The organism is Pseudomonas sp. GM24, from assembly GCF_000282235.1.
Taxonomy (GTDB): domain Bacteria; phylum Pseudomonadota; class Gammaproteobacteria; order Pseudomonadales; family Pseudomonadaceae; genus Aquipseudomonas.
The window spans coordinates 9,646-34,830 of the sequence record NZ_AKJR01000023.1; the positions used below are offsets into that span (position 1 = coordinate 9,646).

Consider the following 25,185-nt stretch of genomic DNA (forward strand, 5'->3'; position numbering starts at 1 on the left):
CGACTCAAGGAAAGTGACCATGGCTGATTCACTCCGTCCCGCTGCGCAGTTGTTCATTCAACTGTTTGGTGCGCAAACGTCTTCTGCGCAAAACCGGCTTTCAACGCTCTGGAGTTACCTTGAGCAGGGGGGATCGTTTTTCCCTCTGGTCGAAAAGGGTCTTCCGGTACTGGTCGGCGAGTACGGACTTGAGCAGGAAGAGGCCCGGCGCTTTTTGCGTCGGGCCAACAGCCTGGCGACCTATGTGCGGCGTCGGTTTATTGAGCATCACGCGCAGCAGGACAAAGCCGGGTCGACAGGACCGTCCAGCGGTTTGATGTCGCTCTTTGACGGGCCGCAACTGGAGCGAATATTCGATCTGCAGTTGAGCGCCAAATGCCCTTCGGATTCTCTGGAGTCCATGTTCGGGCCTTCGGCGTATCTCGTCTTCCTGTATCGCTTGATTCGCGACTTGATCGAATCCGTTGGTGACGGCACCAAGCTGCCATTGCATGAGCGTCGCACGGATTTGATGAAGTTGACGGTCGACAGTAAAACGGTGAACGCGCCGGAGCCATCAGTCGACGTGATCGTACGCGTGCTACAGGCGTTCATCACTGCGAACACGAAAGTTCCAATTGAACAGGCATTGATCAACGCACGCTATCCCAACGGTCTGCCGTATTACCAACATTGGGACACGATTGATGGGGTTGCGGGTTTCAACGGACGATCAGTGGGGGATTTTGCCAACATTGTTGACGGGAAATTCCCCAACTTCTTGCACTCCGGGTCCCTGACCAGTCTTGCCGCTGCTGCCTTGGCTCATGCCTCTCGGCTTGGTCCGTACCAGCAGAAGTTGGTGACTGAAGAATACAAAAATTCCGAGGATATGTATCAGTTCTATCTGGAGAACTTTGGCACCGAAGACGTTGAGTATATGAATCTCAACCAGATATTTTATTTGGCTCAACGTACAAATCTTGTGGCCGAGGAGGTTACAAGTCTTTTTTCGGTTGGGGACTACGCGCCGCGGCGTTCGGCCAATGTGGATTACCCCAGTAAACCCGACGTCCCGGAAGGCGGCCGATCCGGCTCGGTTTACATCAATGATAACGCTCACCCCGCTATCGGTATCAGCACGCAGTCAGGGACTAATCTTCATCGGATACTCGTTAATCCCAATATCCCAAAAGGCTTGAATACATTCGATCGTCTCAACCGCAAGTTACGCCTGGATAAATGGCTGAATCTGCCTCCTGAGCAGACTGACGCCTTGTTGGCGGCGGCGATCAGGGCTGAAGCACGTGGTGCCGAAAAACCTGAGGTTTGGGCGATTTCGGTAAACGTGATCCATGCATTGGGTCTGTTTCAGCGACTGCGTGAACGCTACAACTGCACGGCAGCAGATTTCGCCGTGTTCCTCGATGAACTGTCACTGTACGGTCGCGGTGATGCACTGTCGCAGTTCGATCAGGTCTTCAACAATCAGGACAATTATCGCAAGCCGCTGAAACTCGACGACAAAGCGTTTGCGCTGATACCGACATCGGATCAAGACAATCTGACGGTCAGCCAGCTATGCAGTGGTTTGGGCATTGATCTTCAGACTTACCACTATCTGGCGTTGGCGATAGCCCAGGCTCATGATCTTACCGATGATCTGGTGCGCAGTTCGGCGGTCATCTCCAGTTTTTACCGTTTGGTAAAACTGCCCCGGCTGTTGAATATCACGCCGGTCGAAGGCGTGTTGATGCTCCGTGTGCTGGGCGGAGAAACCTGGCTCAAGGGGCTGGCAGGCAAGCCGCGTATTGTCGACGTGGCGGTTGATGACAGCCGCACTGACGCTACGCCGGGTGTGCTGAGCCTGATCGAAGCCATGCAGGCCTGTGTGCAATGGTGCGAGCAAAGCGACATATCGGTGCTGTGGATGTTGCAGCACGTGAGTGCACCACTGCGTTTAAGCGAGTTCTCGCAGCAGGATCAGCAGTTCTTCGACAAGATCGGCGCCCTCCTGCCCAGCGCGCGGTTGTCCGGTAATTCTTTTCTCCTGGCCGGTATTCCACCGGCCGGAGAAAGCGACTGGCTGGATTTACTCTCGATTGACAGTGAGGGGCTGGCGCCGGTTGTCGATGTCAATGGCCTGATACTGGCCACTGACCTGACGCCGGAAGATTATTTGGCCTTTGCCCGCGAGAAACTCGAATGGGCCGTCAGGAACGGCCTGGAGATTGAGGAAACCCAGGTCAGCGTCTTGGTCGAGATCATGCTCACCGTTCTTCTGCAGGCCAGAGACGCGCAGGTGTCGCTGGTCAGGGAGTCGCTGGCAATCTACGCCGGCATCGAGGGCGAATTGGCCATTCTGGTGTTGGACTGGGTCGATGCCTCGGTATATCAACTGTTGCGCCAGGTGTATGACCGCACCGCCCTCGAATCGCCAGCGAGGGAGCGCAGGCGCGACGAACCTTCCGATCCGTTACTCGAGCTGCTGGCTGTTGTGCGTCAGCGCGCTGAAGTTGTTTCGACACTGGGCTTGAGTGCGGCATTGGTCCGGGACTATCTGGATTATGGATACGCCAAGTGGATCGACCAAATCACCATCATCGATCCCTCTGAAAAATTTGTGTTCTCGGTGCGCATACTTTACGCAATGACCACGCTGACTCGCGCGTTCAGTCTGAGCGAACAGCCGGAGCAGAAGTTGCTGGATTATCTGCGCCAAGTCCATTCATTACCTCCCATGCTCAGCGCCGATGCATTACGCGTGGTGCAGCAGGCCGCGGCCATCAAACTGGCTGAGTTCTTTGCCTGGAGCGCGCAGGAAGTCAGCGAATGTGTTCGCCATATCGATCCTGAAACCCAAGTGTTGAAAACCCTGGATCAACTGGATCTGCTGATGCGCGTTTATCAGTTGTCGATGCAGACCGGTATGGATGCGCGGACCATTTTGCGGATCGGTACCTTGCCGGAGACAATCGATGCCAGTGAGGCCTACGCCCAGGCGGCTGAACTGGCTTTGCTGAGTCAGACCCAGACGCGTGTGCCGGTCGTGCAAGCACCGGGCGAACTGAAGCAGTTGGTCCGGATGACTTGCACCGTAACGCCTACAGAAGTCTTCGCTGGTAAACCAGACGAGAAAGCGATCATTACGATGACGCTTACTGACGCCCGGGGCGCAGCGTTGAAAGGTGTCGCGGTTGACTGGCACTCCGAGCTAGGGACCATCAGCTTGGGTATCACCGATACCCAAGGAGTCCTCACGGCTGAGTATGTTCCGGGCAAAGTCTTGGGCACGGACAGTCTTTATTTTTCCATGAGCCTGCTCGAGCCTGAGTGGGCAGTGAGCATCAACGTCATTGCCGACGCCGAAAGCATGAATTTCCCGACATCGGAAATGTCTCCGGTGCCAACGGAGGTCGTGGAGCTTGGTAAGACAATCACACTTTTCGCCAAGATGGTGGATCAGTACGAAAATCCTGGGGCCAACATGCTGGTGGACTGGGCCTGGGAAGAAGGAACAGATCCCGAGAAAAGGCCAACGATCCGCCCGGCACAGGGTTTCACCGATCAGGACGGTAGAACCACGGTTTATATCACCAGCGCTTTCAGCGGTGAATTCGAAGTCGGTGTACGCAGCCTGGCAAGCGCGAAGGGGACTGTCTTCGAACCCATCAGGTTTGGGGTGTCGCAAGGCCGCAGCCACTCGCTAGAACAAGCGTCACCGCCTTCTGACAGTGACGCGGGAACCTCTTCCACGGAGCAAGGATCATGACATCGAACAACATTGGTCTGTTGCAGGAAAAACGTCGTACCGCGTTGCTTGATTATTGCATCGGGCAAGTAAGGGCGGAGCGTTACCCGCCTTTGCGGACCCCGGAGGACCTGTTCGAATTGCTACGCATCGACCCGCTGGACAGTGCTCGGGTGCAGACGTCGGGGGTGGCCGAAGCGATCAGTTGTGCGCAGCAATACATCAGTGCCGTGTACAACAAAATGGAGCCCGGTTTCGAAAACCACGAATTTCCCCCAGAGCAGTTGGAAAACTGGGCGCTGTACAACAACTACTCGGACTGGGCTGCGGTGCAGATGATCGCGCTCTACCCGGAAAACTACATCAATCCGTTTGTGCGTCAGCGCAAGACGGATCTGTTCAAGACCCTTGAAAACAATCTCAACCAGGCCCGTCTCAACACCGATTCGGTTCAGGCGGCGCTGCAGGATTACTTGCAAGCCTTCGAGCAGATCTGCGATCTGGATGTCGTCAGTGGCTACATGAACGGCACAAACCCTGAGCGCGCCGATTATTATTTTGTCGGGCGTCAGCGGGTGCCGCCGTTCCAGTACTTCTGGCGCAAGGCGCAAATCGAGATAACGCCCACTTGCCGCGCCGTCAACCCGGCGGCGTGGAGTGAATGGAAAGCGGTGGACATTCAACCCGCCGGGCGGGTGCTGGACATACGTCCGGTGATCTGGAACGGACGCCTGTGTCTGGTCTGGGCGGAGTGGCGGGACAAGGTCGGCGAGATCATCAAAACCGATCCTCCGGATCCCGATAAGGACGACAAATCCCGGTTCGTACCGCATCAGCTGGATATCAATGTGGCCTTCATGAGGCAGAACGGCCAGTGGTCGGCGCCTTTGAATTTACGCCATCGCGAGTTTGATGAGGATCTCTCTGCAGGTGCCCGGCTGATTGCAACTGTGTGGGTCGATCCTCAGATCCCCAAAGGCAAGCTGGGGGTATTGCTGGTCAACGATAAAACCGGCACAGGTGCCTTGAAAGAGATCGCGATCATCGATGTGCTGATGCGTCCCGTTACCGGGGACAGTGGTAATTGGCTTGAGCTGGCCAAGACGGATCGATTTGTTTCTGCCTTGACGGTTCAGCACCCCTTGGGTCTTGAAGTTAAGGTGGTGTCCAGCGAGTCGCCGTCAGGCTCCATGGCCGCTTTTCTGGGACTGAACGTCTTCGCCATGCGCGTGGATGACAACGACGTGCTGACGGTTGAGGGCTTTTGCAGGTCAACAGGGTTACCAGGCATCGAGAAGACTGCGTTTACCTTGCAGTTGGAACTTGCAACTGTTAACGACCCTGAACCTGTGAGAAGTGAGGTTGCAATCGCCGGCGATTGGACGATGCAGTTCTTGGGGACCTTCACTCGACCAAAAGGGGCTTGGAACAACGTCAGGTTCACTCTAAAGAATGATACTGAAGGCTTTGGCGGTAAACAGTTTGACCTGACGATTGGCGATCTCTCGGATTTCCTCGCGCCAACGCTGCTGAAAAACACCACGGATGCCGCCCAGTTCCTCGACTTTCAACTGGGCGCTGGCTGGGCGATGCAATACGTTCGGCTCAATTCGCTGTTCGGTCCCGAGTTGGTCACACGCTCCACTGTCTCTCCAGCGACTCTGATTAATTGGGACTCCCAGCATCTGTCAGAGCCGCCGCCTGCCGGTGTTGATTTCGAGGAGCGCAATGGCGCTTTCGACGGTGCCAACGGGCTGTTTTTCTGGGAGCTGTTTTTCCACTTGCCGCATTTGATCGCGACACGCTTGCGTGATGAAGAGCGGTTTGCCGAAGCACAGACGTGGTTGCATTTCGTCTTCGATCCCCGGGCTAATGCCGACAGCAGCACGGTACCCGAGAAACCGAATTACTGGCGCTGCCGACCGTTGATCAACGATCTGGGCAATGTCGGCTGTGAAGCCGTGGCGCCCGCCGACCCGGACGCGATTGGATATTCAGCGCCTGTGCATTTGAGGCTGCTGATGTTCATCGAGTATGTGAAGAACCTCATGGCCTGGGGGGACTGGCATTACCGTCAACTGACCCGCGAAAGTCTGGTGGCGGCAAAGCTTTGCTATGTGCAAGCGGGATCATTGATGGGCAAACCGCCTCTGACTCAAACGGTGAACTTGTGGCAGACCGCGACGCTGAAGGACCTTTTGGCCCAAAGTTGCACGCGTACGGCACTGGAAACGTTCGAGCAGACATTGAATTACAGCCTGGCAGATGTTCCGGCCGGCTCCGATAGGGCTCCCATGCTGGGCATGTTGGGGTGTCCGCCGTTCAGGGCACCCATCAATGATGAGTTGTTCACTTGGTTCAACCAGCCGCAGGACCGCATGAACAACTTGCGCAACAACCTGACGATTGATGGCAAGCCCATGCTCCTGCCGTTGTTCAACCCACCGACCGACCCGAACCAATTGCTGCGCGCTCTGGCTGCAGGTGGTGTCGGTGGCGCCAGACCGATGGGCGGACGGCTGGTGGTGATTGCGTTTCGCTGGCGCGTGATCTTCGAGGTTGCCTTGCGTGCGGTGCAGGCCTTGCAGGATTACGGCAGCCAGGTACTCAATCTGCTTGAGCGGCGTGATCGTGCCGAGCAGGAAGAGCTGCAGCAAAACCATCTGGTGGAGTTGGGCAACTACGCCAAAACCGTACAGGAGCAATCCATCGCTCAGTTGGAAGCGAGCATGACGGCGCTTGAGCAGAGCCGGGCAGTGGCGCGGGAACGGGCTGATGCTTACGCAGCCCGCTATGACGAAAACGTATCGGCTGTCGAATATCAGGTCATGGCAAACCTGGACCAGTCCAAAGAGCTGGCGCTGGCTGCCAAAATCCTCAAACCGGTAGGCGTGGCATTTGCGACCGCACCCAATATCTTTGGTATGGCGAACGGTGGGTTTCGGATCGACAAAGTTACGGATGCCATCTGCTTTGGCCTGGAAATCGCTTCGTCGATGCTGCAAATCGATGCCGACAAGCAAGCCACCACCGAAGGTTATCGCCGTCGCCGCAATGAATGGGGGCTGCAACGCGATCAGGCGCTGGCCGAAATCGCTGCCATCGATGCGCAGATCGTCGCGCAGAGCCATGCGATTGATGCGGCCAGAACCAACCTCGCGCAAACGCTGCGAGCTAACGCTCAGGCGTTGACGATGTACAACTATCTGAAAAAGCGCGCGACCAATGCCGAATTGTTTGGCTGGATGCTCGGCCAGCTCAAGGCTTTGCACTATCAGGCTTACGACGCGGTGGTCAGTCTGTGCCTCAGCGCACAAGCGGCGATGAGCGCCGAAACCGGCGATTACGATTCATATATTCCCTTGCCGCAGGTCTGGCAGGATCAACGCCACGGTTTGACCGCTGGCGAGCATCTGCGCGCGTATCTGCTGCGTATGGAGCATGAGTACCTGCAGCGCACCGAGCGACGAGTTGAAGTGGTAAAAACCATCTCCTTGCGTCGCCTGTTCAACGATGCAATAGACCCTCAGCTCGGCATCGGTAGTTGGGAGGCTGCATTGGCGCAATTGCTGGCGACCGGCTCGCTGGTGTTCAAACTCACCCAATTGCTGTTCGATCGGGATTATCCGGGACATTACTGTCGGCAGATCAGTTCGGTGGAAATGGACTTTGCAGTGTTGACGGGCCCATTCGAGGACGTGCGCGCGACCTTGCTGCAGATCGGCAGCATGACCACCAGCCGGGCTTCGGTGCAGTCAGTGCAGTACTTGCACAATCCTGATCCTGATGTAGTGGCCCCTTCCGATCTGCTGTTCAACTTGCGTCCGGGCCAGCAGATAGCCCTGTCTGTGGGGATTGCCGACAACGGCATGACGGCGGTGAAGCCAGATGAAGGTTTGCTCTATCCATTTGAAAATACCGGTGTGGTGTCCACCTGGGAGCTGAAATGGCCATGGCATAAAGAACCGCGACAGGAGGCCATGCTGCGCTCGATGAACGATTGCATCTTGCGCATTCGCTATTCGTCCAAGTGCGGAGATCAGTCGTTTACCGATTCGGTGAAGGAGTTGGTCAATGCAGCGCAAGAACGCCTGGCCGGCAAGGGAGTGCGCAATCATGAGTGATCCTGTCGTTCGGATGAATGAAAACCTGGTGTGCAACGGTGATTTCGAAGAAAGGTTCGAATGTTGGGCAAGGACGGGGACAGTTGTCATAGGCACAGCGTATTACGAAAACAAGCCTGTCAAGCACCTCAAAGCGCCGAAGGGCGCGGGGGTCACTCAGGACGTCACACTTCCCAGAGATCCCGATGGCAATGGTGCTTATTGGCTGAGTTTTCTATGGGAAAGCAGTTTCGGCCAATCAGGCTGGGTGAAGATTTCTCAGGGAGAAGCCGAGCATTACCGCATCGAACTCGAACCCGTCGGTAAACCTGATCTGGCACAACAGCGCGAGGGTTTCGGATCTGGGCCAGAGAGGCGATTCAGTCCGACCCTGCATGAGGTAGAACTGACATCGCCCATCTCAAGTTCAAAGCCACTGCGCATCGAAATATACAGCTCGACAGAGTCTTCGAGTCCATTTGGCGAACTCTGGGTTACACGCGTCAAAGTCGAGTTGAAACTCGCGCCACTTGAGTTGCAGGAAATTGAGCTGGACGGCATCTCGTTCCTGCCCTTGCGCAAAATGTACCTGTGTCAGGGCGCCAGCAGCGGCGGAGCTTTTGGCAGCGACGCATTGATCACGCCCCACATGCTCGGTTTTGTACCTGTGCCGGATAACCCTTGGGACGGCACCCAGGTCGCATTGAGCATCGACAATAACCCGCAGGGCGCGATTGTCGCGACGCCAGCCTGGGACACCCCGCAATTGCTGGACGAGCCTTGGACGCTCGATTGCCCGCTGATCGATGATCAGGACTACGAATTCACCCTGAGCTTGCGCAACCGTTACACCGCGCAGGCCTACGAGATCCCCGTATCGCTGGGGCATCATCGACTGATTTTTCGTGAGGTGGTCGAGGCCGCTTACTACCCATTGATTGAGCAATGTGTCCGTTTGGGGGTGCAAGTGGCGTCGTATTACACCGGCCAGCCATTTGCCGGGCTTACGGTGAACTGGGCGACCGCCGAGCGGGGGGTGTTGGCGGCGGCCGTTACTGATGAACAAGGTTGGGCCTACTTCTGTTATGAGGCGAAGGCAGCAGGGGACTTCGTTATCGAAGCCTCTGTGGTCAGCCTTTATTACGAGCAGGGTGTGTGGACTCAGACGTTTGACGTGCGGGTACTGGGAGAGGATCCGTGGGCACAGATGACTGTCTGTGAGAATAACGAAATCAGGGACTGGATTGATAACAGTTATCCGAACCGGGGTTCTACCCATTCCATTGATGTAATGCTGGCGGCCAACAGTCCTCTGCGAGGCAGCGACTTCTATCTGCACTGGCACGGTGACAGGCATGAACAACTGGGTGTCGTGGTCAGTCCGCCTCTGGAAACGGCAGTGCCCATGCCGATCGATGGTGAGGGCACTGCCTCGTGGAGGCTGAGTTGTGAAGACCGGCGCGACGGGATGTTCGAATTGTCACTGGTCTGCTCGAAGCTTTTGTTGCCGTCGCCCAGAAAGCGCATGTCGCTGGCGCGCAACAGGATCAAGATCAAAGAGGTACGCCAGGCCGAGAATAGTCCGGTAGTGGATGAGAACGGAGTTGCGTACCTGCGCTTGCAAGCGGTGCATGTTACTGATCAGGGGGACGGCGAGCCGGTAATCGGTGCGAAGATCGAGTGGCAAACCGACAAAGGCATTTTCCGCAGCCAAACGGGAAGCGCTGGTTGGGGGAGCCTGAAGTATTACACCAGAGAACCCGGGATTCACGCGATCACCGCGGCGGTCCGAGCGCATGAATCGGCCGAGTCGCATGAGTGCGAATTTAGCGTGACCGCGATTGCCAGGAGTTCTTGGAAAGACAAGGTCAACATAACATTTGATCGTGGTGAGATCGTCCTTAATCAAGGTTTTTTCTGCAAACGAGGTCTCACCCATTCCCTGGAGGTCACTGCCCTCGCCGGCAGTCCTCTTATCGGCCAGGAAATCACGCTGGCATGGGGCATTGACGAACCAGGCATCGGGCTGGTGGTGAGTGAACTTGGCGAGCCCAGGGTATTGCGGGCAGATGAACCGCTGATCTGGACTCTGAGTTCTGAATACGCCAAGAGCCGCAGCAGCATGTTCGGACTGCGGTTGCTGACTGATTCACTGGAAGATCGAGAGTTGCTCGGCCGCTTGTTTTCACCGGATATTGACGATGAGTTCACGCTTGTTCTGGATCAAATGAGCCCCGAACGAGGTCAGTCACTGTATCCCTGCCTGGGCGCCGTACACCGGTATATTTTTAGAACCCATGCGCTGAGTGCCCTTGTGGGTCTTACGATGGATTTGGAATGGATCGGAACTCCAGCATCAGAATTGGGCATCGTCCTCGACCCTCCTCCAAAGAGTACCAATGTTATTGATGAAAGTGGCATGACTTGGACATTGAATTGTTTGGCGAGTCGGGTTGCCGGAAGTTTTAGAGTTAATTTTATTGCGGAGCTTGGGGGCCGAACCGATTCAACCACGCTGCACTTGGGCCACAACAAACTCAGCATTGAAACCGTGCGTGAGTCTGCCGTTTTCCCGATCGTGGGTCAGGACCCGGCATGGATGTGGGCGAAGGTCCGTTCGGACTTCGCGGAAGATGCCATGGTTCAAGTACCAACGCAGTGGAAGGTTGATGGTCACTCTGAAGAACGTGTGACTGCTGACGATGGCTGGGCAGGCTTTGTGTATCGGGCTACCACAGGCGGATCGGCAACGGTTGAGGTGTCTGTCACCAGTCCGTATGACAATGTTACTGATGCACGTTCGATGGCGGTCTGTTCGCTGGCCGACGATCCGTGGGATCGATTGCAGTTCAGTATGGACAACGGGACTGCACAGCCTTTTGGCCAGGACACCGGTTTTGCGCGGCGTAAACAGACCCATAGAATCGATATAACTGCTCCGGAAGACACCTTCTTGTCCGGTAAAAGGTTGATGCTGGGCATGGTCGGCACCGGGCCTGAGGCACTCGGTATTCGTTTTACTCAACCAGTACTCGGTTTGCCACGGACCTTCAGCCGCGAGGCGGGATTCACCGATTCCTTCATGGTCGATGACAAGCGTAACGGCAGTTTCGGCTTGTTTCTGGCCTGCGAAAGCCTGGCTCGATGGTCACCTGTCAATGCAATCTCGGTGGGTGAAGGCGCGCAAGTGGTGACGATCTCCGAGCGTTCGTGGGTTAGCCAGACCCTGTTCTGGGGCGAGGCTGTGTCCAGGCAGATCACCGTTGTTTCGGCCATCAGCAGCAGGCCTCTGGCGGGGATGAATGTTGTCTGGCGCACTCCGGATCTTGGCGAGGTGACGACGACCACCAACTTCTACGGCGAGGCGTGGATCCGCTTTGTGCCCAAGACTCCCGGAGCGGCGCAACTGACCGCGACGGTGGGGGACGCGCAGTATTCGGAATCGATTTCATTGCCGTATTTCCTGCACGAGCCGCGAGAGATCAAAGAGCTGGTCAGTGATGATTTGACCGGTTATCCGGGACAAGAAATTTCAGCTCAGGCTTTGGTGGTTTCAGCCAATACCGGCGAGCCTTTGGCCAATGTCGAAGTGATGTGGGAGTACGACAACACATCTTTACCGGCAACACTGACGGGTGCCGATGGGATGGCAACGGCGCGCGTTGTCTTGGGCGCAGCAGGTGAGGCTTCGTTGTGGGCGTCGGTAAATGGCAGCTTGGCTGGCTGGGACGTGAAAGCGCTGTGGTTGACTGTCAATGAACGTCCAGCGACTGTGAAGTCCGTTGTCGCCTCGCCGAATCCGGCTTTCGTGAACGGCTGGGTAACCATGACTGCGTTGATCGTAGACAAGGCTTCTGGAGAAGCGATACGGGAAAGGAAAATACTTGTCTCCATTAACGGGAGGCCATTCATTGAGTCCAGTACGAATGGCAACGGTAAATACGAAACCGCTTGGAGGGTGATGGATCTGTCGGAAACCGTGTCCCTTGAGGTCAAAGTCGAGAATCCTGACGGGACCTCGAGCAGCGGATCTGTGCACGTCAAGATCGAGAGATGATCAAAGCGCCGCACTTCTTTTCCAGCTCAGATACAGCGTCACCAGTTCGGCCCCCAACTCCGCGGGCCGGACATCCAACACCGGAACGCCATGAGCGCTCAATCGCTCATGGAGTTCTGCCCGCTCATTCATGTAGTTCACCGTGCCGCAGTAAGCCAACGCCTCGGGCAATGTTTGCACCGTGGTCTGACGTAACGTATCCAGCGTTTCTTCGCGCAGACTGGCGACCAGCACCCGATGCTGTGCGCTCAGGCGTTTGACCGCACTCAGCAGTTCCTCATCGTCCTCATCGCGCAGGTTGGTCACCAGCACCACCAGTGCCCGGCGTTTCTGGCGGCTCAGCAACTGATTGGCGGCGGCCTGAAAGTCGGCGGGGCGCTGCGTGCTGTCGAGGTCATAAACCGTGTTGAGCAGCACGTTCAGTTGCCCGCTGCCTTTGACCGGCGCGAGATGGCGTGGCTGATCGCAGGCGAAGGTACTCAAACCCACCGCATCGCCCTGACGCAGCGCCACATAACTGAGTAGCAGACAGGCATTGAGCGCATGGTCAAAGTGCGACAGCTCATCGTCCTGGCTGCGCATGCGGCGGCCGCAATCGAGCAGGAAGATAATCTGCTGGTCGCGCTCGTCCTGATATTCCCGGGCAATCGGTGTGCGTTGACGGGCCGTCGCTTTCCAGTCGATCTGACGCAGGCTGTCGCCTTCACGAAACTCGCGCAGTTGGTGAAATTCCAGGCCCTGACCGCGACGTTGCCGCTGGCGTACGCCGAGCTGGCTGAGCCAGTTGTCCACGGCCAGCAGCTCACCGCCGTAGAGCCGGGCGAAGTCGGGGTAGACGCGGGTCTGATCGCTGACCCTGAGCAAGCGTTTGCCTGACCATAATCCCAAGGGACTGGGCAGGTTGACTTCGCAGTGGGCAAAGCTGAAATGACCGCGTTGGAGCGGGCGCAGGCGATAGCCGAGCAGACTGCGCTGGCCGGGTTGCAATTCAATCGCCAGCGGCAGGTTTTCGAAACTCAAACCTTCTGGCGGGTGGTCGAACAGTTCAATGTGTATCGGCTCGCTGAAGTCATGTTCGATTTCCAGACGCACTTCACCCCAACGGCCTAGTGCCAGACTGCCGGGCATCTGTCGCGTGATGCGCGGTGTCGGCAGACGTTGCAGGCGTAGCGCATCCAGCGCCGCCAGAGCCAACAGCGCCAGCAGCAACCCCCAATTGATCGATACCAGGCTCGCCGGAGTTTCGATCTCCAGTGTGCGCAATGTGCCCAGCACAATACCGATGGTCAGCAGCAAGGCCAGCCAGATCAATAGCAGGCGCGAGGGTTTCACAGACGCGGCGCCGGAATCTGGTCGAGCAGTTGCTGGAGCACTTGATCTACTTGCAAACCTTCAATGTCCAACTCCGGGGCAATGCGTACACGATGGCGCAGCACGGCCAGCGCGCAGCCCTTGATGTCGTCGGGAATCACAAACTCACCGCCACGCAACAAGGCGCGGGCGCGGGCGCAACGCACCAGGGCAATCGACGCGCGCGGCCCGGCGCCAAGGGTCAGCCCCGGCCAGGTGCGCGTGCCGCGCGCCAGACGTACGGCGTAATCGAGGACCTGATCGTCCAGTGGCAGGTCACTGGCGATACGCTGCAAGGCTTGCACGTCCTTGGCTTGCAACACCGTGCGTAGCGGTTGCACATCAAGCATGTCAGCGCGGGTCGAACGGCAGACCTGACGCACCATGTTCAGCTCTTGATCGGCGTCGGGGTAGTCCATGCGTACCTTGAGCATGAACCGGTCGAGTTCGGCTTCCGGCAGGGGATAAGTGCCTTCCTGTTCGATCGGGTTCTGCGTGGCCAGGACCATGAACGGTTGCGCGATGGGCAGGGCACGACCTTCGAGTGTGACCTGACGTTCCTGCATCGCTTCGAGCAAGGCGGCCTGGGTTTTCGCCGGCGCGCGGTTGATCTCGTCGGCCAGCAACAGGTTGGTGAACAACGGGCCTTTGCGCAGCTTGAACTGTTCGGTTTGCAGGTCGTACACAGCGTGGCCGGTGACGTCGCTGGGCATCAGGTCCGGGGTGAATTGAATCCGTGCAAACTCGCCACCGAAGCAGCGGGCCAATGCCCGCACCAGCAGGGTCTTGCCCAGCCCCGGCACGCCTTCAAGCAACACGTGACCACCGGCGATAAGTGCCGTCAGCACGTCGTCGATTACCTGGTTCTGGCCAATCAGCGCTTTCTGCAATTCGCCGCGCACCGCTTGTGCCAACTGGCTGGCACGCTGGCGTTGCTGGGCGGCGTGGCTGGCGCTGCCGGGCTCGATCTGTTCAGTCATAGCGTGTTCCTCAGGGTTTGCAGGTGGGCGACCTGGCGGCAGAAATCGGCGCTGGAAACCCGCCGGTTCGGCACCGGGCTCAGGGCCTGGCTGATAGCGCGGGTGGGTTGTCGGGTCAGGCGCGACAACGCCAGCCATTGTTCGGCAACGTTCAATTGGTCAAAGCCTGGATGGCGGCGGCGGGCGCGGCGCAGCACGTCCTGTTGCAGTGCTTGCAGCAGCGCCTGCTGGCCGTTGTGGCGTAACAGGAAATCGGCGCTGGCGCGCAGGTGTTCGTGCAATTGCCGACGCCCGCCTGGAGCGGGTAATTGCAGTGGGCCGTGGCGTACGCCGACGTGCCAGAGCCACAGGCCGATCAATGCGAGCAGGGCGATGATGGCTTGCGGGAAGTAGCGCCAGAGCAAGGTGAGCAGGCCATCATGCTCGGTGTTGTAGATCAACGTGACGTCGGTGTCGGCGCTCAAATACCAGAGCAGCCAGGCGTTGTCGTACTGGGCGATGGCTGCGGTTTTCCACAGATCGGCGTCGGTGACCACGGTAATCGTGCCCAGGCTGTAGGGCAGTTGCATCATGTGCGTGGCTTTGGCGCTGTTGGCCCAGGCTTGCGCAAGATTCTTCGGGTCCTCGAGGTGGAAGTCGGTGTCGAAGCCAGCGTAGGCCGGTGCGTCTTCGTCTTCCAGATAGAGTTTGGTCAGTTGCGGGAAGCGATCGGGTTCAGCGTCGGCGGGCAAGTCTTTCAGATCCTTGCTCAGCGATTGATGCAGTTGCACCTGATCGAGCAACAGGTCGTTGCTCTGTCTGGTTTGCTCATCCCACAGCGATTCGGCGACGAACACCAGACGCCCGCCGGCTCGCGTCCAGTTCAACACTTGATCGACCTGCCGCGGCGTCATTCGCGAGCGGTCGTTGAACAGCAGAAGCGTATGCCGGCGCGGATCGATATCGGGGAGCATCGCGAGGCTTTCGGCATGGCTGACGTTGAGGCCGCGCTCACGCAAAAACAGCTCGGCCGCCAGATAAGGATTGGCTTGCGCGGCGGGCGAGGGGCCGTGATCGACTGCTTCCTGATAAGGCTTGGCCTTGAGGACGAGGAAAACGCTCAGTGCGCCCAGCAGCAAGGCGATCAACGCAGCGACCCACCACAGTGTCCGGCGACTCAACGGGCGGCTCCGGGGCCGAACAAGGCGCGCCAGCCATCGCACAATTCCTGCTGCAGAGACGCCGCCGGCACGCGATGCCCGTAGGCCATGTTCTGCCAGTGGGTAGTCAGGTTGCGGCTGAACGCGAGCAGCTCGGGACGCTGCAATTGTTCAACGTGCGCCAGTACCTGGAGTTCGGTGTCGGCGGGTTTCAGCGTCAGGTCGAAATCGTGGAGCAGATGGCTGAGCAGTCCTCGATACAACAGGCCCAGTGCTGCGCGGGGTTGGCTTTGCCAGAGTTGTTCGGCGCTGGTGGCGATGTCGTCAGGCAACGCGTCGCGGTTCAAGTCCAGGCCAAAGGCTTGTTGCGGCACCGCACGTTTGGGCTTTGCGGGCAGTCTCGGGCGGCGGCTGACGAAGGCTTGGAGAAAATCGCGATAACGCCAGATCAGCCAGCCGATTGCAGCGATGACCGCCCCCCACAGCAACACTTCAATGAGCTTCGCCAGCACGTTGAGGTGTTGCCCGTCGAGCCAGCCCAACAGGCTTTTCAGCCACTGCGGCGCTTCACCCGGTGTTTGCGCTTTGGCCGGTTCTGCGGGGTCCTTGCCGAAGCGATAGCGGGTGACGAATTCCTTGTTCTTGAACGGCGGTTGCTCAAGCAGTGCCTTGATGCTGTCACGCGATGCCTGACTGGTCAGCGGCTGATTCAACAAGCGCGGTGTCTGTGGACCGTCATCGGGCTCGGCGGCCCAAACCCTGGGCACGTTCGGCACAATCAGACAGACTGCCAGCAGCAATCCCAACACACCGTTGTTCAGACGCTGACGCAAGCGGCGGAATACCAATTCGATGTCCCATGCTTCCAGTTGCGTGCGCCGGTTCAGATAAAGGCTGAAGCCGCAGGCGACGTAGACCGGTTCCCACACCACGAGCACCAGCGCATAGAAGACATTGGTCAGATGTTCCAGCCAGCGCCACTCGTTGTCCGCCGCGAGAACCAGTGACTGCCAGTCCCAATCCGTTTCGATCTGCTGCGGCAGCAACATGTAGAACAGCACCATCAGGCCGATCCACAACGCGGTTTCCAGATGCACGCCGATGATGGTCAGCCATTGCGCCGCGCCGGCGTTGCGTTGCAGCAGCACCTGCAGGCGTTGTTGCCGGGCGCTGCCGTCGAGGCCTTCGAGTTGCAGCACCGGCAATAGAAAGCTGCGGCTGAAACTCAGGCGGCGCCAGGTCAGGCTGGCCAGCAGTTGGGGTCTGAGCAGGCGCGGCCATTCGCGCAAGGCTTGTTTGAGCGTCGGCGTTTCGCCAAACAGCGCTTTCGACAGGATGTACAACGGCAGGCGTTCATACGCCGGTTTCAGCCACCAGAAGATAAACACCGCCAGTGATGGCGAATCCCACAGCAACAGGCTGAGCAAGGTGAACAGCGGCAGGGTGACGATCGCCCAACTGCTCATCAGCAGACGCCGATGTTGCTGGCTCATCAGCACACCAAGGTCCATGGCTTCCCAGGTTGTGCGCGGACGGATCACCACGGTGGCGTCACTCAGGCGCATGGCGGGTCCTTCCGGCGAACGACAGATAGATCGCAACCAAGGCCCAAAGTCCGGCCCCGACCAGATATTTTGTCAGCGGCGTGACGCTGGTTTTCGACGACCAATAGGCTTCGATAAACGCGGCAATCAGCAGGAACAACATCACCCCGCAGACCAGCAATACGCTCTTGCGCGCGGCCCGTTTCAGCGCTTCGCCGCGAGTCAGCCGTCCGGGTGCGATCAAGGCCCAGCCGAGTTCCAGGCCAGCCGCGCCAGCGAGGGCAATGGCGGTTAGTTCAAAGGCGCCGTGGGCGATGACGAATGACCAGAAAGTCTGGCCGAAACCGATCTCGCTCAGGTGCCCGGCCACCGCGCCGATGACCATGCCGTTGTAGAACAGAAAGAACGCACTGCCCACGCCCATCAGCAAACCGCTGGCAAAGGTCTGAAAGGCGATGCCGATGTTGTGCATCACGTAGTAACCGAACATCACCCAGTCTTCGCTGGCCGCGCGTTCGGCGGGGCGCCCGAGGTGGCCGGCGACCGGGTCGTACATGCCTTGCATTTCACGCACCTGATCGGCGGGGATCAGGTTGTAGACCAGCTCGGGAAACACATATACCAGCATGCCGACGCCAATCAGGCTGCCAAAGAACAGCAGGCTGGCAACCAGTACAAAGGGCCATTCGGCGCGCACCAGACGTGGAAAGTCAGCGAGAATGAAACTCAGCAGATTGGCACCGAGCCGGCTGCGGTGGCGGTACAGCTGTTGATGCCCGCGTAACACCTGTTGCTGCAATGAGTCGATGAGAAAACTGCTGTAACCGCGCTCCTGTGCCAGCGCAAGATGCTGGCAAAGCCTGCGATAGGCCTTGGGGAAACCGGCGACTTGTGAGGTGTCCTTGCCCCGTTCAAGGCGTTCGAGGGCCAGCGCAAAACGCTCCCATTCGTCCTTGTGGCGACTTTCGAAAAGGCTTTGCTTCATGTCGGGCCCAACAAGCCGCGAGCGATGCCGTTGAGTTCAGCGACAGCTTTGGGCGCAGAAATATGCAGGGGTTGGGCGAGCAGGGCCGCCAGTTCATTGACCCGCGCTGGCGATAACTCTCCTTGGCGCTCGGCGAAACCAAGCACGGCGCGTTGTTCGCTGAGGGTGAGTGGCACGGGTGAGCGCCGCGGTTCGGCGTCAGGCAATTGTGGACGGCTGAGCGGGCGTTCGCTGTAGATCACCAGCGTACCGGCAGCCATGTCACCGAGGCGTTTGAAGGTCGGGTGTTGCAGGCAACTGAGGGTGCCGAGAAAGTAGCCAAAAGGCAGCAGATCGACAAAGCGCAGCAAGTTTCGCAATAGCGACGCCGACCAGCCGATCGGTGTGCCGTCGTCGTGCACCACGCGCAGCCCCATCCATTGTTTACCCGGCGAGCGGCCCTGACGCAGCACTTCGAACAGCACCATGTACCACCAGCTGATTGCAAACAGCAGCAGCGAACCAAGACCCATGCCGAGCTTGCCGAGAAACGCCAGGGCAATGAAAAGCACGCCCATGATCACGCCGCGAATAACCAGATCGAGCGCAAAGGCCACGGCACGCACCATCAACCCGGCGGGACGCAATGGCAGGTCGATGCCTTCCGGCGTTTCGACCTGATGCCGCGTATCCAGCGGCGGGGCCAGCGGTGCTTTCCTTGGCGGTGCTGTGGGCTCGAGCATGGGCTACCTGATGTTCGCCTGTTCGGGGTGCAAGTGAGGCCGATGCTAGCAGCCTCTCGGGGGAAAACGACATAACTATGTATTGCACATCGTGAAGCGCGAAGTGTTTGAATGACGCGAGGCTGGCCGCGAGCGCGGTCGAGCGCCTAGACTTTGCCGATCTTCAGTTCAGGAACCGCCCGTGACTTCAATCTTCTGGTACGACTACGAAACCACTGGCATCAATCCGCGTAACGACCGCCCGTTGCAGGTGGCCGGGATCCGCACCGACCATGCGCTCAACGAGATCGACGAGCCGGTCAATCTTTATTGCCAGCCCAGCGAGGACATCCTGCCGCATCCGGCAGCGTGCGCGATCACCGGCATCACCCCGAGCCAGCTCGCCGAAAAGGGTTTGAGCGAGGCTGATTTCATGACTCGCGTGCATGCCCAACTCGCGGCACCGGGCACCTGTGGCGCCGGTTACAACACGCTGCGCTTCGACGACGAGATGACCCGTTACAGCCTGTATCGCAATTTCTTCGACCCGTACGCCCGGGAGTGGCAGGGCGGCAACAGTCGTTGGGATCTGATTGATGTGGTGCGCGCCGCTTATGCGCTGCGTCCTGACGGCCTGGTCTGGCCGACCGATGACGAAGGCCGGGTGACCCTCAAGCTCGAACGCCTGACGGCCGCGAACAATATCGATCACGGGCATGCCCACGAAGCGTTGTCAGACGTACGCGCGACCATCGCACTGGCGCGGTTGATCCGCGAGAAACAACCAAAACTGTATGACTGGCTGTTCCAGTTGCGCAGCAAGCAAAAAGTCATGGATCAGATTCGCCTGCTGCAGCCGCTGGTGCATGTTTCCGGGCGTTTCTCGGCAGCACGCAGTTATGTCGGTGTGGTGCTGCCACTGGCCTGGCACCCGAAAAACCGCAATGCCCTGATCGTCTGCGACCTGCACCTCGATCCGCAGGGGTTGCTCGATCTCGACGCGCAAACCCTGCGCGAGCGTTTGTACACGCGCCGCGACGACTTGCTGGAAGGCGAGTTGCCGGTGCCGCTCAAGCTGATTCACATCAACCGTTGTCCGGTGGTGGCACCGCTTGCGGTTTTGCGCGCGCAGGATCAGCAACGTCTGGGGCTGGACATGGCCCTGTATCAACAGCGAGCACTGCGGCTAACTGACGCACAACAAGTTTGGAAAGATAAAGTAGCGGAAATTTATGTCAGCGAAGATTTCATTCCGAGTGAGGATCCGGAACAACAGTTGTACGACGGATTTATCGGTGACCGCGACCGGCGTCTATGTGAGCAAGTGAGGAGCGCCGACCCGTCACAACTAGCGCAAGAGCAATGGCCTTTCGATGACGAACGTTTGCCCGAATTACTTTTTCGATATCGCGCACGCAACTTTCCCGAGACGTTGAATTTCGAAGAGCAAGAACGCTGGAGATTATTTTGTCAGCAGCGCTTGTCCGCGCCTGAATGGGGCGCGCCGAATACCTTGAAGTCTTTTACAGAAGCGGCAGAGCAGTGGTCACTTAATGCCACGCCGCTGCAGAGTGAAGTGCTCAATGAATGGCAAAATTATGTCCAGGCATTACGCAAACGTTTGAGTCTTTGAAATCGAACATGACCGGGCTTAAATGCCGGGCATAAAAAAAACGCCAGCATTCGCTGGCGTTTGTTTTTTCGCGGATATCTTTGCGAAGGCGTTGCGGCTTAGCCCAGCAGGGTAGCCCAGCCTTCAACCACGTCACCGCCCCACTTGGCTTTCCACTCTTTCAGAGTTTTGTGGTTGCCACCTTTGGTTTCGATGACTTCGCCGTTGTGCGGGTTTTTGTATTGTTTAACTTTGCGAGCACGCTTGGTGCCGGTAGTTTTTACTGCGCCGCCGCGTACTGCTTTGGTTTTTGCTTCCGGGTCCAGCAGCGCGATGATGTCACGCAGGGACTTGGAGTATTCGCCCATCAGGGTGCGCAGTTTGCCTTCGAATTCCAGCTCGGCTTGCAGTTTGTCGTCTTGGGACAGGTTCTTCAAACGGGCTTGCAGCTCTTTGATAGCTTCTTCGGTGGCGCGGTATTCGTTGATCAAGGACATGATTACTACCTTAGTAGAGTGCTGAATGGCAGGGGGACAGTGCCGCAATAATAGTCAGGCTGTTTCATCAAGTAAACATTTAACCTGAGTTTTTATTTAAATTAGTTACGAGAAACTGCCATCTATTGAATATTCAGTTAAATAGTGTGACCCAGTCATCACAGATATTCACAGTTGTCTGATCAAGCGATACCACGGGATCACTGTCAGGTGGACGATCACCCCGTCAAGCATCCGTCATGCCGAGCCTGCCCCGGACCGTGCTGATCAATACTGCAGTTTTCCTGCGCAGCCGCTAGAATGGCGGCCTTTGCGAAGTTCTGGAGTTTCCCCCTCATGCGCACTTTTCGGCTGGTGATATCTTGCCCGGACCGCGTTGGCATTGTTGCCAAAGTCAGTAATTTTCTGGCAGCCCATAACGGCTGGATCACCGAAGCGAGCCACCACTCGGACAACCAAGTCGGCTGGTTCTTCATGCGTCACGAAATTCGTGCCGATTCGCTGCCTTTCGGTATTGAAGTGCTGCGCGAGAAGTTTGCGCCGATCGCCGAAGAGTTCTCGATGGACTGGCGCATCACCGACACCGAGCAGAAAAAGCGCGTTGTGCTGATGGCTAGCCGCGAATCCCACTGCCTCGCCGATTTGCTGCACCGCTGGCACAGTGATGAACTGGACTGCGAAATCTCCTGCGTGATTTCCAACCACGATGACCTGCGCAGCATGGTCGAGTGGCACGGCATTCCTTATTATCACGTCCCGGTCAACCCGCAGGACAAGCAACCGGCCTTCGACGAAGTGTCGCGCCTGGTCAAACAGCACGACGCTGAAGTGGTGGTGCTGGCGCGCTACATGCAAATCCTGCCGCCGGACATGTGCCGCGAATACGCGCACAAGGTCATCAACATTCACCACAGCTTCCTGCCGTCGTTCGTCGGCGCCAAGCCGTACCACCAGGCTTCCCTGCGTGGCGTGAAACTGATCGGTGCGACCTGCCACTACGTGACCGAAGAGCTGGACGCCGGCCCGATCATTGAGCAGGACGTGGTTCGTGTCAGTCACAGCGACAGCATCGAAGACATGGTGCGTTTCGGCCGTGATGTCGAGAAGATGGTGTTGGCGCGCGGCCTGCGTTATCACCTTGAAGATCGCGTGCTGGTGCACGGCAACAAGACTGTGGTGTTCTGATCGAACCCACACAGGCTTGAAAAACCAAGGGTCTGGGCGTTCAATCGTTCCAGGCCCTTCGCCGTTTCTGACCCGAGGAAATGTTCATGAGTGATCCACTGGACAAAGCCACTTCCAAAGCTCCGGCAACGTTGGGCGAGGGTTGTTTGAGTCGATATGATCCCGAGGACATGAGCCCTGAGGATGGTACCGAGTTTCCCGGCGCTGCCGAGTTGTGGGAACAACTCAAAGAACAGCAGCAGGACGACGTCAAGAAGCCTGTCTGACGTTCATCAGCTTCTTCAACAGCGGCCGCCCCAGCATCAACAGAAACACCGGGCCACCCACCAGCAGGTAAAAGTAATACGTCACCACCCGCCAGATCAGGATCGCCGCCGCTGCGGTGGATTTCCCCACCATCGGCGCCAATAAGGCCGCCGAGGTCAGCTCCGCCGCCCCCGCACCGCCCGGCAGCAGACTGAATTGCCCGGCGCCCAGCGACAGCATCTGCACCAGAAAACTCCAGGCCCATTGCAAGTCTGCGCCCAGGCCGCGCAATGCCAGATACAACACGCTGTAACGCAGCAACCAATGCACACACGTCAGGGCGAAGACTTTGCTCAGCGTCTGCCAGGGCAACTTCAGCGTGTCGGTGAACGCGGCGAGAAAGTGCAGCAACTTGCGCGCCCAGCGGCGTCGAGTGCTGGCCTTGACGTTCATTCTGGCTAACAGGCGCCCGCTCAGGCGAATCAATGCGCGGTGATAACGCGCGAGCAATACACAACTGAACAAGCCACCGAACAACGAAACGGCGCTGACCATCAGCAGCCACTCCAGCCGATCGCTGAGGTGTTGAAACAACGCATAAATCAGAATCCCGCTGAGGGCGCAGAGAAAGAACAGCAGGTCACTCAACTGATCCATGGCAAACACTGCGCTGCCTCGCGCCGGGCGCACACCCGATCGGGCCAGCAGGGCCATGATCGTCAGTGGTCCGCCGCTGCCACCGGGTGTCGCGCAATAGGCGAATTCGGCGGCCATGACCACGCCAAGACTCTTCATCGGCGTGACGCGATCGCACTGATCGCCGAGCAGCAAACGTAAACGCAGGGTATTGATGCCCCAGCACAGCAGGATCATGCCGAACATCACCAGCAGCCAGTGCAGCGGAAAGCTTTGCAGGCGCGCCCAGGTTTCGCTGCCGCCGAGCACCACCGGAATCAGCACGGCCGCGAGCAGGCCGATCAGCAGCAGAATGCCGCGACTCATGCGGCGCGCTCCCATTGGCTGTGCTGTTGCGCCAGCCAGTCGATTTTAGTCATCGGTACGCGTCCTTCCGCCAGCAGTCGTTCAAGGGTTTTCAACCAGTAATCGCGGGAGAAACGGTGGCGCATGTCCACCGGGTGCAAGCCTAGCCGAATCACCGGTGCCTGGCACCAGCGCTGTTCCCGCTGCTCGCAGACTAACTTCGACAAGCCTCGGCGCCAGGCACTGCGGGCGCTCCAGACCAGACCTGGAGCATTGATGGCGGTGAACTCCGGCAACCGATACAGATGCTGCGGATCACTGGTATAGCTCAGCGGCAACTCACGCAGGGCCTGGCGGGTGCCGTCACTCATCAGCCAGGCAGGGGCGACGAAACCGTGCAGGGGCCAGTCGTAACGCTGAAATACATCGATACCCGCGCGCAGACGGACGAGGGCGGACTCGCGGGACAAGCGGTAGAACTCGCCTTCATGGGTGTAGACCCGGCGCATGAACCAGTCTCGCGGGGTTGTCGGGCCGGGTTCCTGATCATCATGGAAGTAACCGTGCAGGGCCAGTTCATCGCCACGGGCAACGCGTTCATCGAGCAATCGGCGAAACGCCGGGTGAGCATTGAGGGCGTTGTGCCGATGGAAATCCGGCACCACCAGCCACGTCATCGGCACTTGTCCCAATGCGTCGACCGCTGCGACAAACGGTTGGTAATCCGCCCAAGTCGAGGGCGCCACGTCGTGCAGCACCAGCAGCACAGCCGGGAGATTCGTCGATTCAGCCATTGGCGACTCGTGGCAGTGTGTGGCCGAGGACGGCGTGATAGTGATCGAGCAGACTGTCGACCACCGTGTCCCACGCGTAATGCTGTTCAACATGCTCGCGCGCCTGTTGGCCGAGTTTCACGCAGCCGCGACTAAACAGTTCGCGCACGGCATTGGCCATCGCTTGCGGGTTGTTCGGCGCGCACAGCAAGCCACAGGACTCGCTGATGATTTCCTCGAAGGCACCCGCGGCCACGGCGACCACTGGAATGCCACAGGCCATGGCTTCAAGAATCACCAGACCGAAGGTTTCCTGATCACCGGCATGGACCAACGCGTCTGCGCTGGCCATCAATTGCGCGACTCTGTGTGGCGGGCAGAACTCATCGATCACACTGACGTTGTCCGGTACGGCAGCGGGCATTGATGAGCCGACCAACAGCAAGTGATAACGCGGGCCAAGGCGTTTCATGCAATTGAGCAGTACTGGCAGGTTTTTCTCTTTCGAACCGCGCCCGGCGAAAATCAACAGGCGCGTCTCTTCGGCGATGCCCAGTTCCGCACGCAGATTGCGGTTGCCCGCGTCTGGATGAAAAGTCTGCAGGTCCACGCCCAATGGCTGCACGAAAACATTGCGCACGCCGAGTCCGCTGAGCTTGTCAGCCATGACCTGACTGGGCGCCAGGACCCGGTCGAAGTTGCCGTAAAGCCGGGTGACATAGGCCTCGATATTCGGCGTTACCCAATGGCCCATGCGATTGCCGACCAGCAAGGGCAGATCCGAGTGATAGAAACCGATCACCGGCACGTCCAGTTGCCGCCGCGCATCCAGCGCAGCCCAGGCGGTCAGATAAGGATCGCCGACTTCGATCAGATCGGGCTGCAAATCCTGCAGCACATTGCGCCATGGCGCGAGGCGTACAGGGAAGCGGTAACCTTTGCCGAACGGCAGGGCAGGGGCGGGAACCGTGTAAATGCCGTCGTGTTCGCCGAAATGCGCGCCGGGAATCAACAGACTGTGGCGAATGCCGGGTTTGACCCCGAGCCGGCGGTGTTTGGCATCCAGATAAGTGCGCACGCCGCCGCTGGCCGGGGCGTAGAACATAGTGATGTCGGCGATATGCACGGTGACCAACCCTCCGCTGCGTGGTTCTCCCTTGGTTGACCTTTATCAAGAATAGATGTTCGGTCGGGATTGCGCGGTAGAGCTGAAGAGCTTCAGAGCGGAAGAGCCCCTCACCCTAACCCTCTCCCGGAGGGAGAGGGTTAGGGTGAGGTGTTTGGGTTTTATGCATCGACCTG

The 25,185-nt window shown here is 58.3% G+C and carries 16 protein-coding genes; 6 read left to right on the top strand and 10 right to left on the bottom strand.

The window, feature by feature from the left end; all coding sequences use genetic code 11:
* The first annotated feature begins 19 nt into the window (after window positions 1-19).
* Genes PMI23_RS03540 through PMI23_RS03550 form a run of 3 tightly spaced genes read left to right on the top strand, consistent with a single transcriptional unit; the run spans window position 20 to window position 11,890 of the window.
* Entirely contained in the window at window positions 20-3,751 is a 3,732-nt protein-coding gene (locus tag PMI23_RS03540) for a Tc toxin subunit A (protein WP_007916238.1), read from the top strand.
* Window positions 3,748-7,854 (top strand): neuraminidase-like domain-containing protein, encoded by a 4,107-nt coding sequence (locus PMI23_RS03545; protein WP_007949645.1) that lies wholly within the window; start codon window positions 3,748-3,750, stop codon window positions 7,852-7,854. Before PMI23_RS03540 ends, PMI23_RS03545 begins: the two co-directional genes overlap by 4 nt.
* The gene (locus PMI23_RS03550; RefSeq protein ID WP_007916232.1) at window positions 7,805-11,890 is read left to right on the top strand and encodes an Ig-like domain-containing protein; all 4,086 of its coding nucleotides are present in this window, start codon (window positions 7,805-7,807) and stop codon (window positions 11,888-11,890) included. The genes PMI23_RS03545 and PMI23_RS03550 overlap by 50 nt, the downstream gene beginning before the upstream one ends.
* Here the strand turns inward: PMI23_RS03550 and PMI23_RS03555 are convergent, their stop codons facing one another.
* Genes PMI23_RS03555 through PMI23_RS03580 form a run of 6 tightly spaced genes read right to left on the bottom strand, consistent with a single transcriptional unit; the run spans window position 11,891 to window position 18,610 of the window.
* Window positions 11,891-13,222 (bottom strand): DUF58 domain-containing protein, encoded by a 1,332-nt coding sequence (locus PMI23_RS03555; RefSeq protein WP_007949646.1) that lies wholly within the window; start codon window positions 13,220-13,222, stop codon window positions 11,891-11,893.
* A complete protein-coding gene (locus PMI23_RS03560) occupies window positions 13,219-14,220 on the bottom strand; it encodes an AAA family ATPase (RefSeq protein WP_007912781.1) in 1,002 nt (333 codons plus the stop codon). The genes PMI23_RS03555 and PMI23_RS03560 overlap by 4 nt, the downstream gene beginning before the upstream one ends.
* Window positions 14,217-15,380, bottom strand: coding sequence for a DUF4350 domain-containing protein (locus PMI23_RS03565; protein ID WP_007912780.1), 1,164 nt, complete (start codon window positions 15,378-15,380; stop codon window positions 14,217-14,219). The genes PMI23_RS03560 and PMI23_RS03565 overlap by 4 nt, the downstream gene beginning before the upstream one ends.
* Window positions 15,377-16,924, bottom strand: a complete 1,548-nt coding sequence (locus tag PMI23_RS03570) for a DUF4129 domain-containing protein (RefSeq protein WP_007912779.1) — start codon at window positions 16,922-16,924, stop codon at window positions 15,377-15,379. The genes PMI23_RS03565 and PMI23_RS03570 overlap by 4 nt, the downstream gene beginning before the upstream one ends.
* A complete protein-coding gene (locus tag PMI23_RS03575) occupies window positions 16,911-17,888 on the bottom strand; it encodes a stage II sporulation protein M (protein ID WP_007912778.1) in 978 nt (325 codons plus the stop codon). The genes PMI23_RS03570 and PMI23_RS03575 overlap by 14 nt, the downstream gene beginning before the upstream one ends.
* Window positions 17,885-18,610 carry an RDD family protein gene (locus tag PMI23_RS03580; protein ID WP_007912777.1) on the bottom strand — a complete coding sequence of 242 codons (726 nt, stop codon included), beginning with the start codon at window positions 18,608-18,610 and terminating at the stop codon, window positions 17,885-17,887. The genes PMI23_RS03575 and PMI23_RS03580 overlap by 4 nt, the downstream gene beginning before the upstream one ends.
* Window positions 18,611-18,791: 181 nt before the next feature.
* On the opposite strand from PMI23_RS03580, the gene sbcB reads away from it, so the two are divergent.
* Complete coding sequence (sbcB, locus tag PMI23_RS03585) at window positions 18,792-20,222, top strand: exodeoxyribonuclease I (RefSeq protein WP_007912776.1); 1,431 nt, start codon at window positions 18,792-18,794, stop codon at window positions 20,220-20,222.
* Window positions 20,223-20,320: 98 nt separating this feature from the next.
* Here the strand turns inward: sbcB and mvaT are convergent, their stop codons facing one another.
* Complete coding sequence (mvaT, locus tag PMI23_RS03590; RefSeq protein WP_007912775.1) at window positions 20,321-20,698, bottom strand: histone-like nucleoid-structuring protein MvaT; 378 nt, start codon at window positions 20,696-20,698, stop codon at window positions 20,321-20,323.
* 336 nt (window positions 20,699-21,034) lie between these two features.
* Between mvaT and purU the strand changes: the two genes are divergently transcribed.
* Complete coding sequence (gene purU, locus PMI23_RS03595; protein ID WP_007912774.1) at window positions 21,035-21,883, top strand: formyltetrahydrofolate deformylase; 849 nt, start codon at window positions 21,035-21,037, stop codon at window positions 21,881-21,883.
* 86 nt (window positions 21,884-21,969) lie between these two features.
* Window positions 21,970-22,149, top strand: coding sequence for a hypothetical protein (locus tag PMI23_RS03600; RefSeq protein WP_007912773.1), 180 nt, complete (start codon window positions 21,970-21,972; stop codon window positions 22,147-22,149).
* On the opposite strand, the gene PMI23_RS03605 is transcribed toward PMI23_RS03600, so the two are convergent.
* The 3 genes from PMI23_RS03605 to PMI23_RS03615 are packed head-to-tail and all read right to left on the bottom strand — an operon-like array spanning window position 22,133 to window position 25,009.
* The gene (locus tag PMI23_RS03605; RefSeq protein WP_007912772.1) at window positions 22,133-23,131 is read right to left on the bottom strand and encodes a lysylphosphatidylglycerol synthase transmembrane domain-containing protein; all 999 of its coding nucleotides are present in this window, start codon (window positions 23,129-23,131) and stop codon (window positions 22,133-22,135) included. The genes PMI23_RS03600 and PMI23_RS03605 overlap by 17 nt on opposite strands.
* The gene (locus PMI23_RS03610) at window positions 23,128-23,904 is read right to left on the bottom strand and encodes a DUF2334 domain-containing protein (protein WP_007912771.1); all 777 of its coding nucleotides are present in this window, start codon (window positions 23,902-23,904) and stop codon (window positions 23,128-23,130) included. Before PMI23_RS03610 ends, PMI23_RS03605 begins: the two co-directional genes overlap by 4 nt.
* Window positions 23,897-25,009, bottom strand: coding sequence for a glycosyltransferase family 4 protein (locus PMI23_RS03615; RefSeq protein WP_007912770.1), 1,113 nt, complete (start codon window positions 25,007-25,009; stop codon window positions 23,897-23,899). Before PMI23_RS03615 ends, PMI23_RS03610 begins: the two co-directional genes overlap by 8 nt.
* Window positions 25,010-25,185: the final 176 nt, after the last annotated feature.

Excerpts from the sequence above, each read along its gene's own strand:
- PMI23_RS03540 (WP_007916238.1), top strand. The coding sequence starts at position 20 with ATGGCTGATTCACTCCGTCCCGCTGCGCAGTTGTTCATTCAACTGTTT.
- PMI23_RS03545 (WP_007949645.1), top strand. The coding sequence starts at position 3,748 with ATGACATCGAACAACATTGGTCTGTTGCAGGAAAAACGTCGTACCGCG.
- PMI23_RS03550 (WP_007916232.1), top strand. The coding sequence starts at position 7,805 with ATGCAGCGCAAGAACGCCTGGCCGGCAAGGGAGTGCGCAATCATGAGT.
- PMI23_RS03560 (WP_007912781.1), bottom strand. The coding sequence starts at position 14,220 with ATGACTGAACAGATCGAGCCCGGCAGCGCCAGCCACGCCGCCCAGCAA.
- PMI23_RS03570 (WP_007912779.1), bottom strand. The coding sequence starts at position 16,924 with ATGCGCCTGAGTGACGCCACCGTGGTGATCCGTCCGCGCACAACCTGG.
- PMI23_RS03575 (WP_007912778.1), bottom strand. The coding sequence starts at position 17,888 with ATGAAGCAAAGCCTTTTCGAAAGTCGCCACAAGGACGAATGGGAGCGT.
- PMI23_RS03580 (WP_007912777.1), bottom strand. The coding sequence starts at position 18,610 with ATGCTCGAGCCCACAGCACCGCCAAGGAAAGCACCGCTGGCCCCGCCG.
- mvaT (WP_007912775.1), bottom strand. The coding sequence starts at position 20,698 with ATGTCCTTGATCAACGAATACCGCGCCACCGAAGAAGCTATCAAAGAG.
- purU (WP_007912774.1), top strand. The coding sequence starts at position 21,035 with ATGCGCACTTTTCGGCTGGTGATATCTTGCCCGGACCGCGTTGGCATT.
- PMI23_RS03600 (WP_007912773.1), top strand. The coding sequence starts at position 21,970 with ATGAGTGATCCACTGGACAAAGCCACTTCCAAAGCTCCGGCAACGTTG.
- PMI23_RS03605 (WP_007912772.1), bottom strand. The coding sequence starts at position 23,131 with ATGAGTCGCGGCATTCTGCTGCTGATCGGCCTGCTCGCGGCCGTGCTG.
- PMI23_RS03610 (WP_007912771.1), bottom strand. The coding sequence starts at position 23,904 with ATGGCTGAATCGACGAATCTCCCGGCTGTGCTGCTGGTGCTGCACGAC.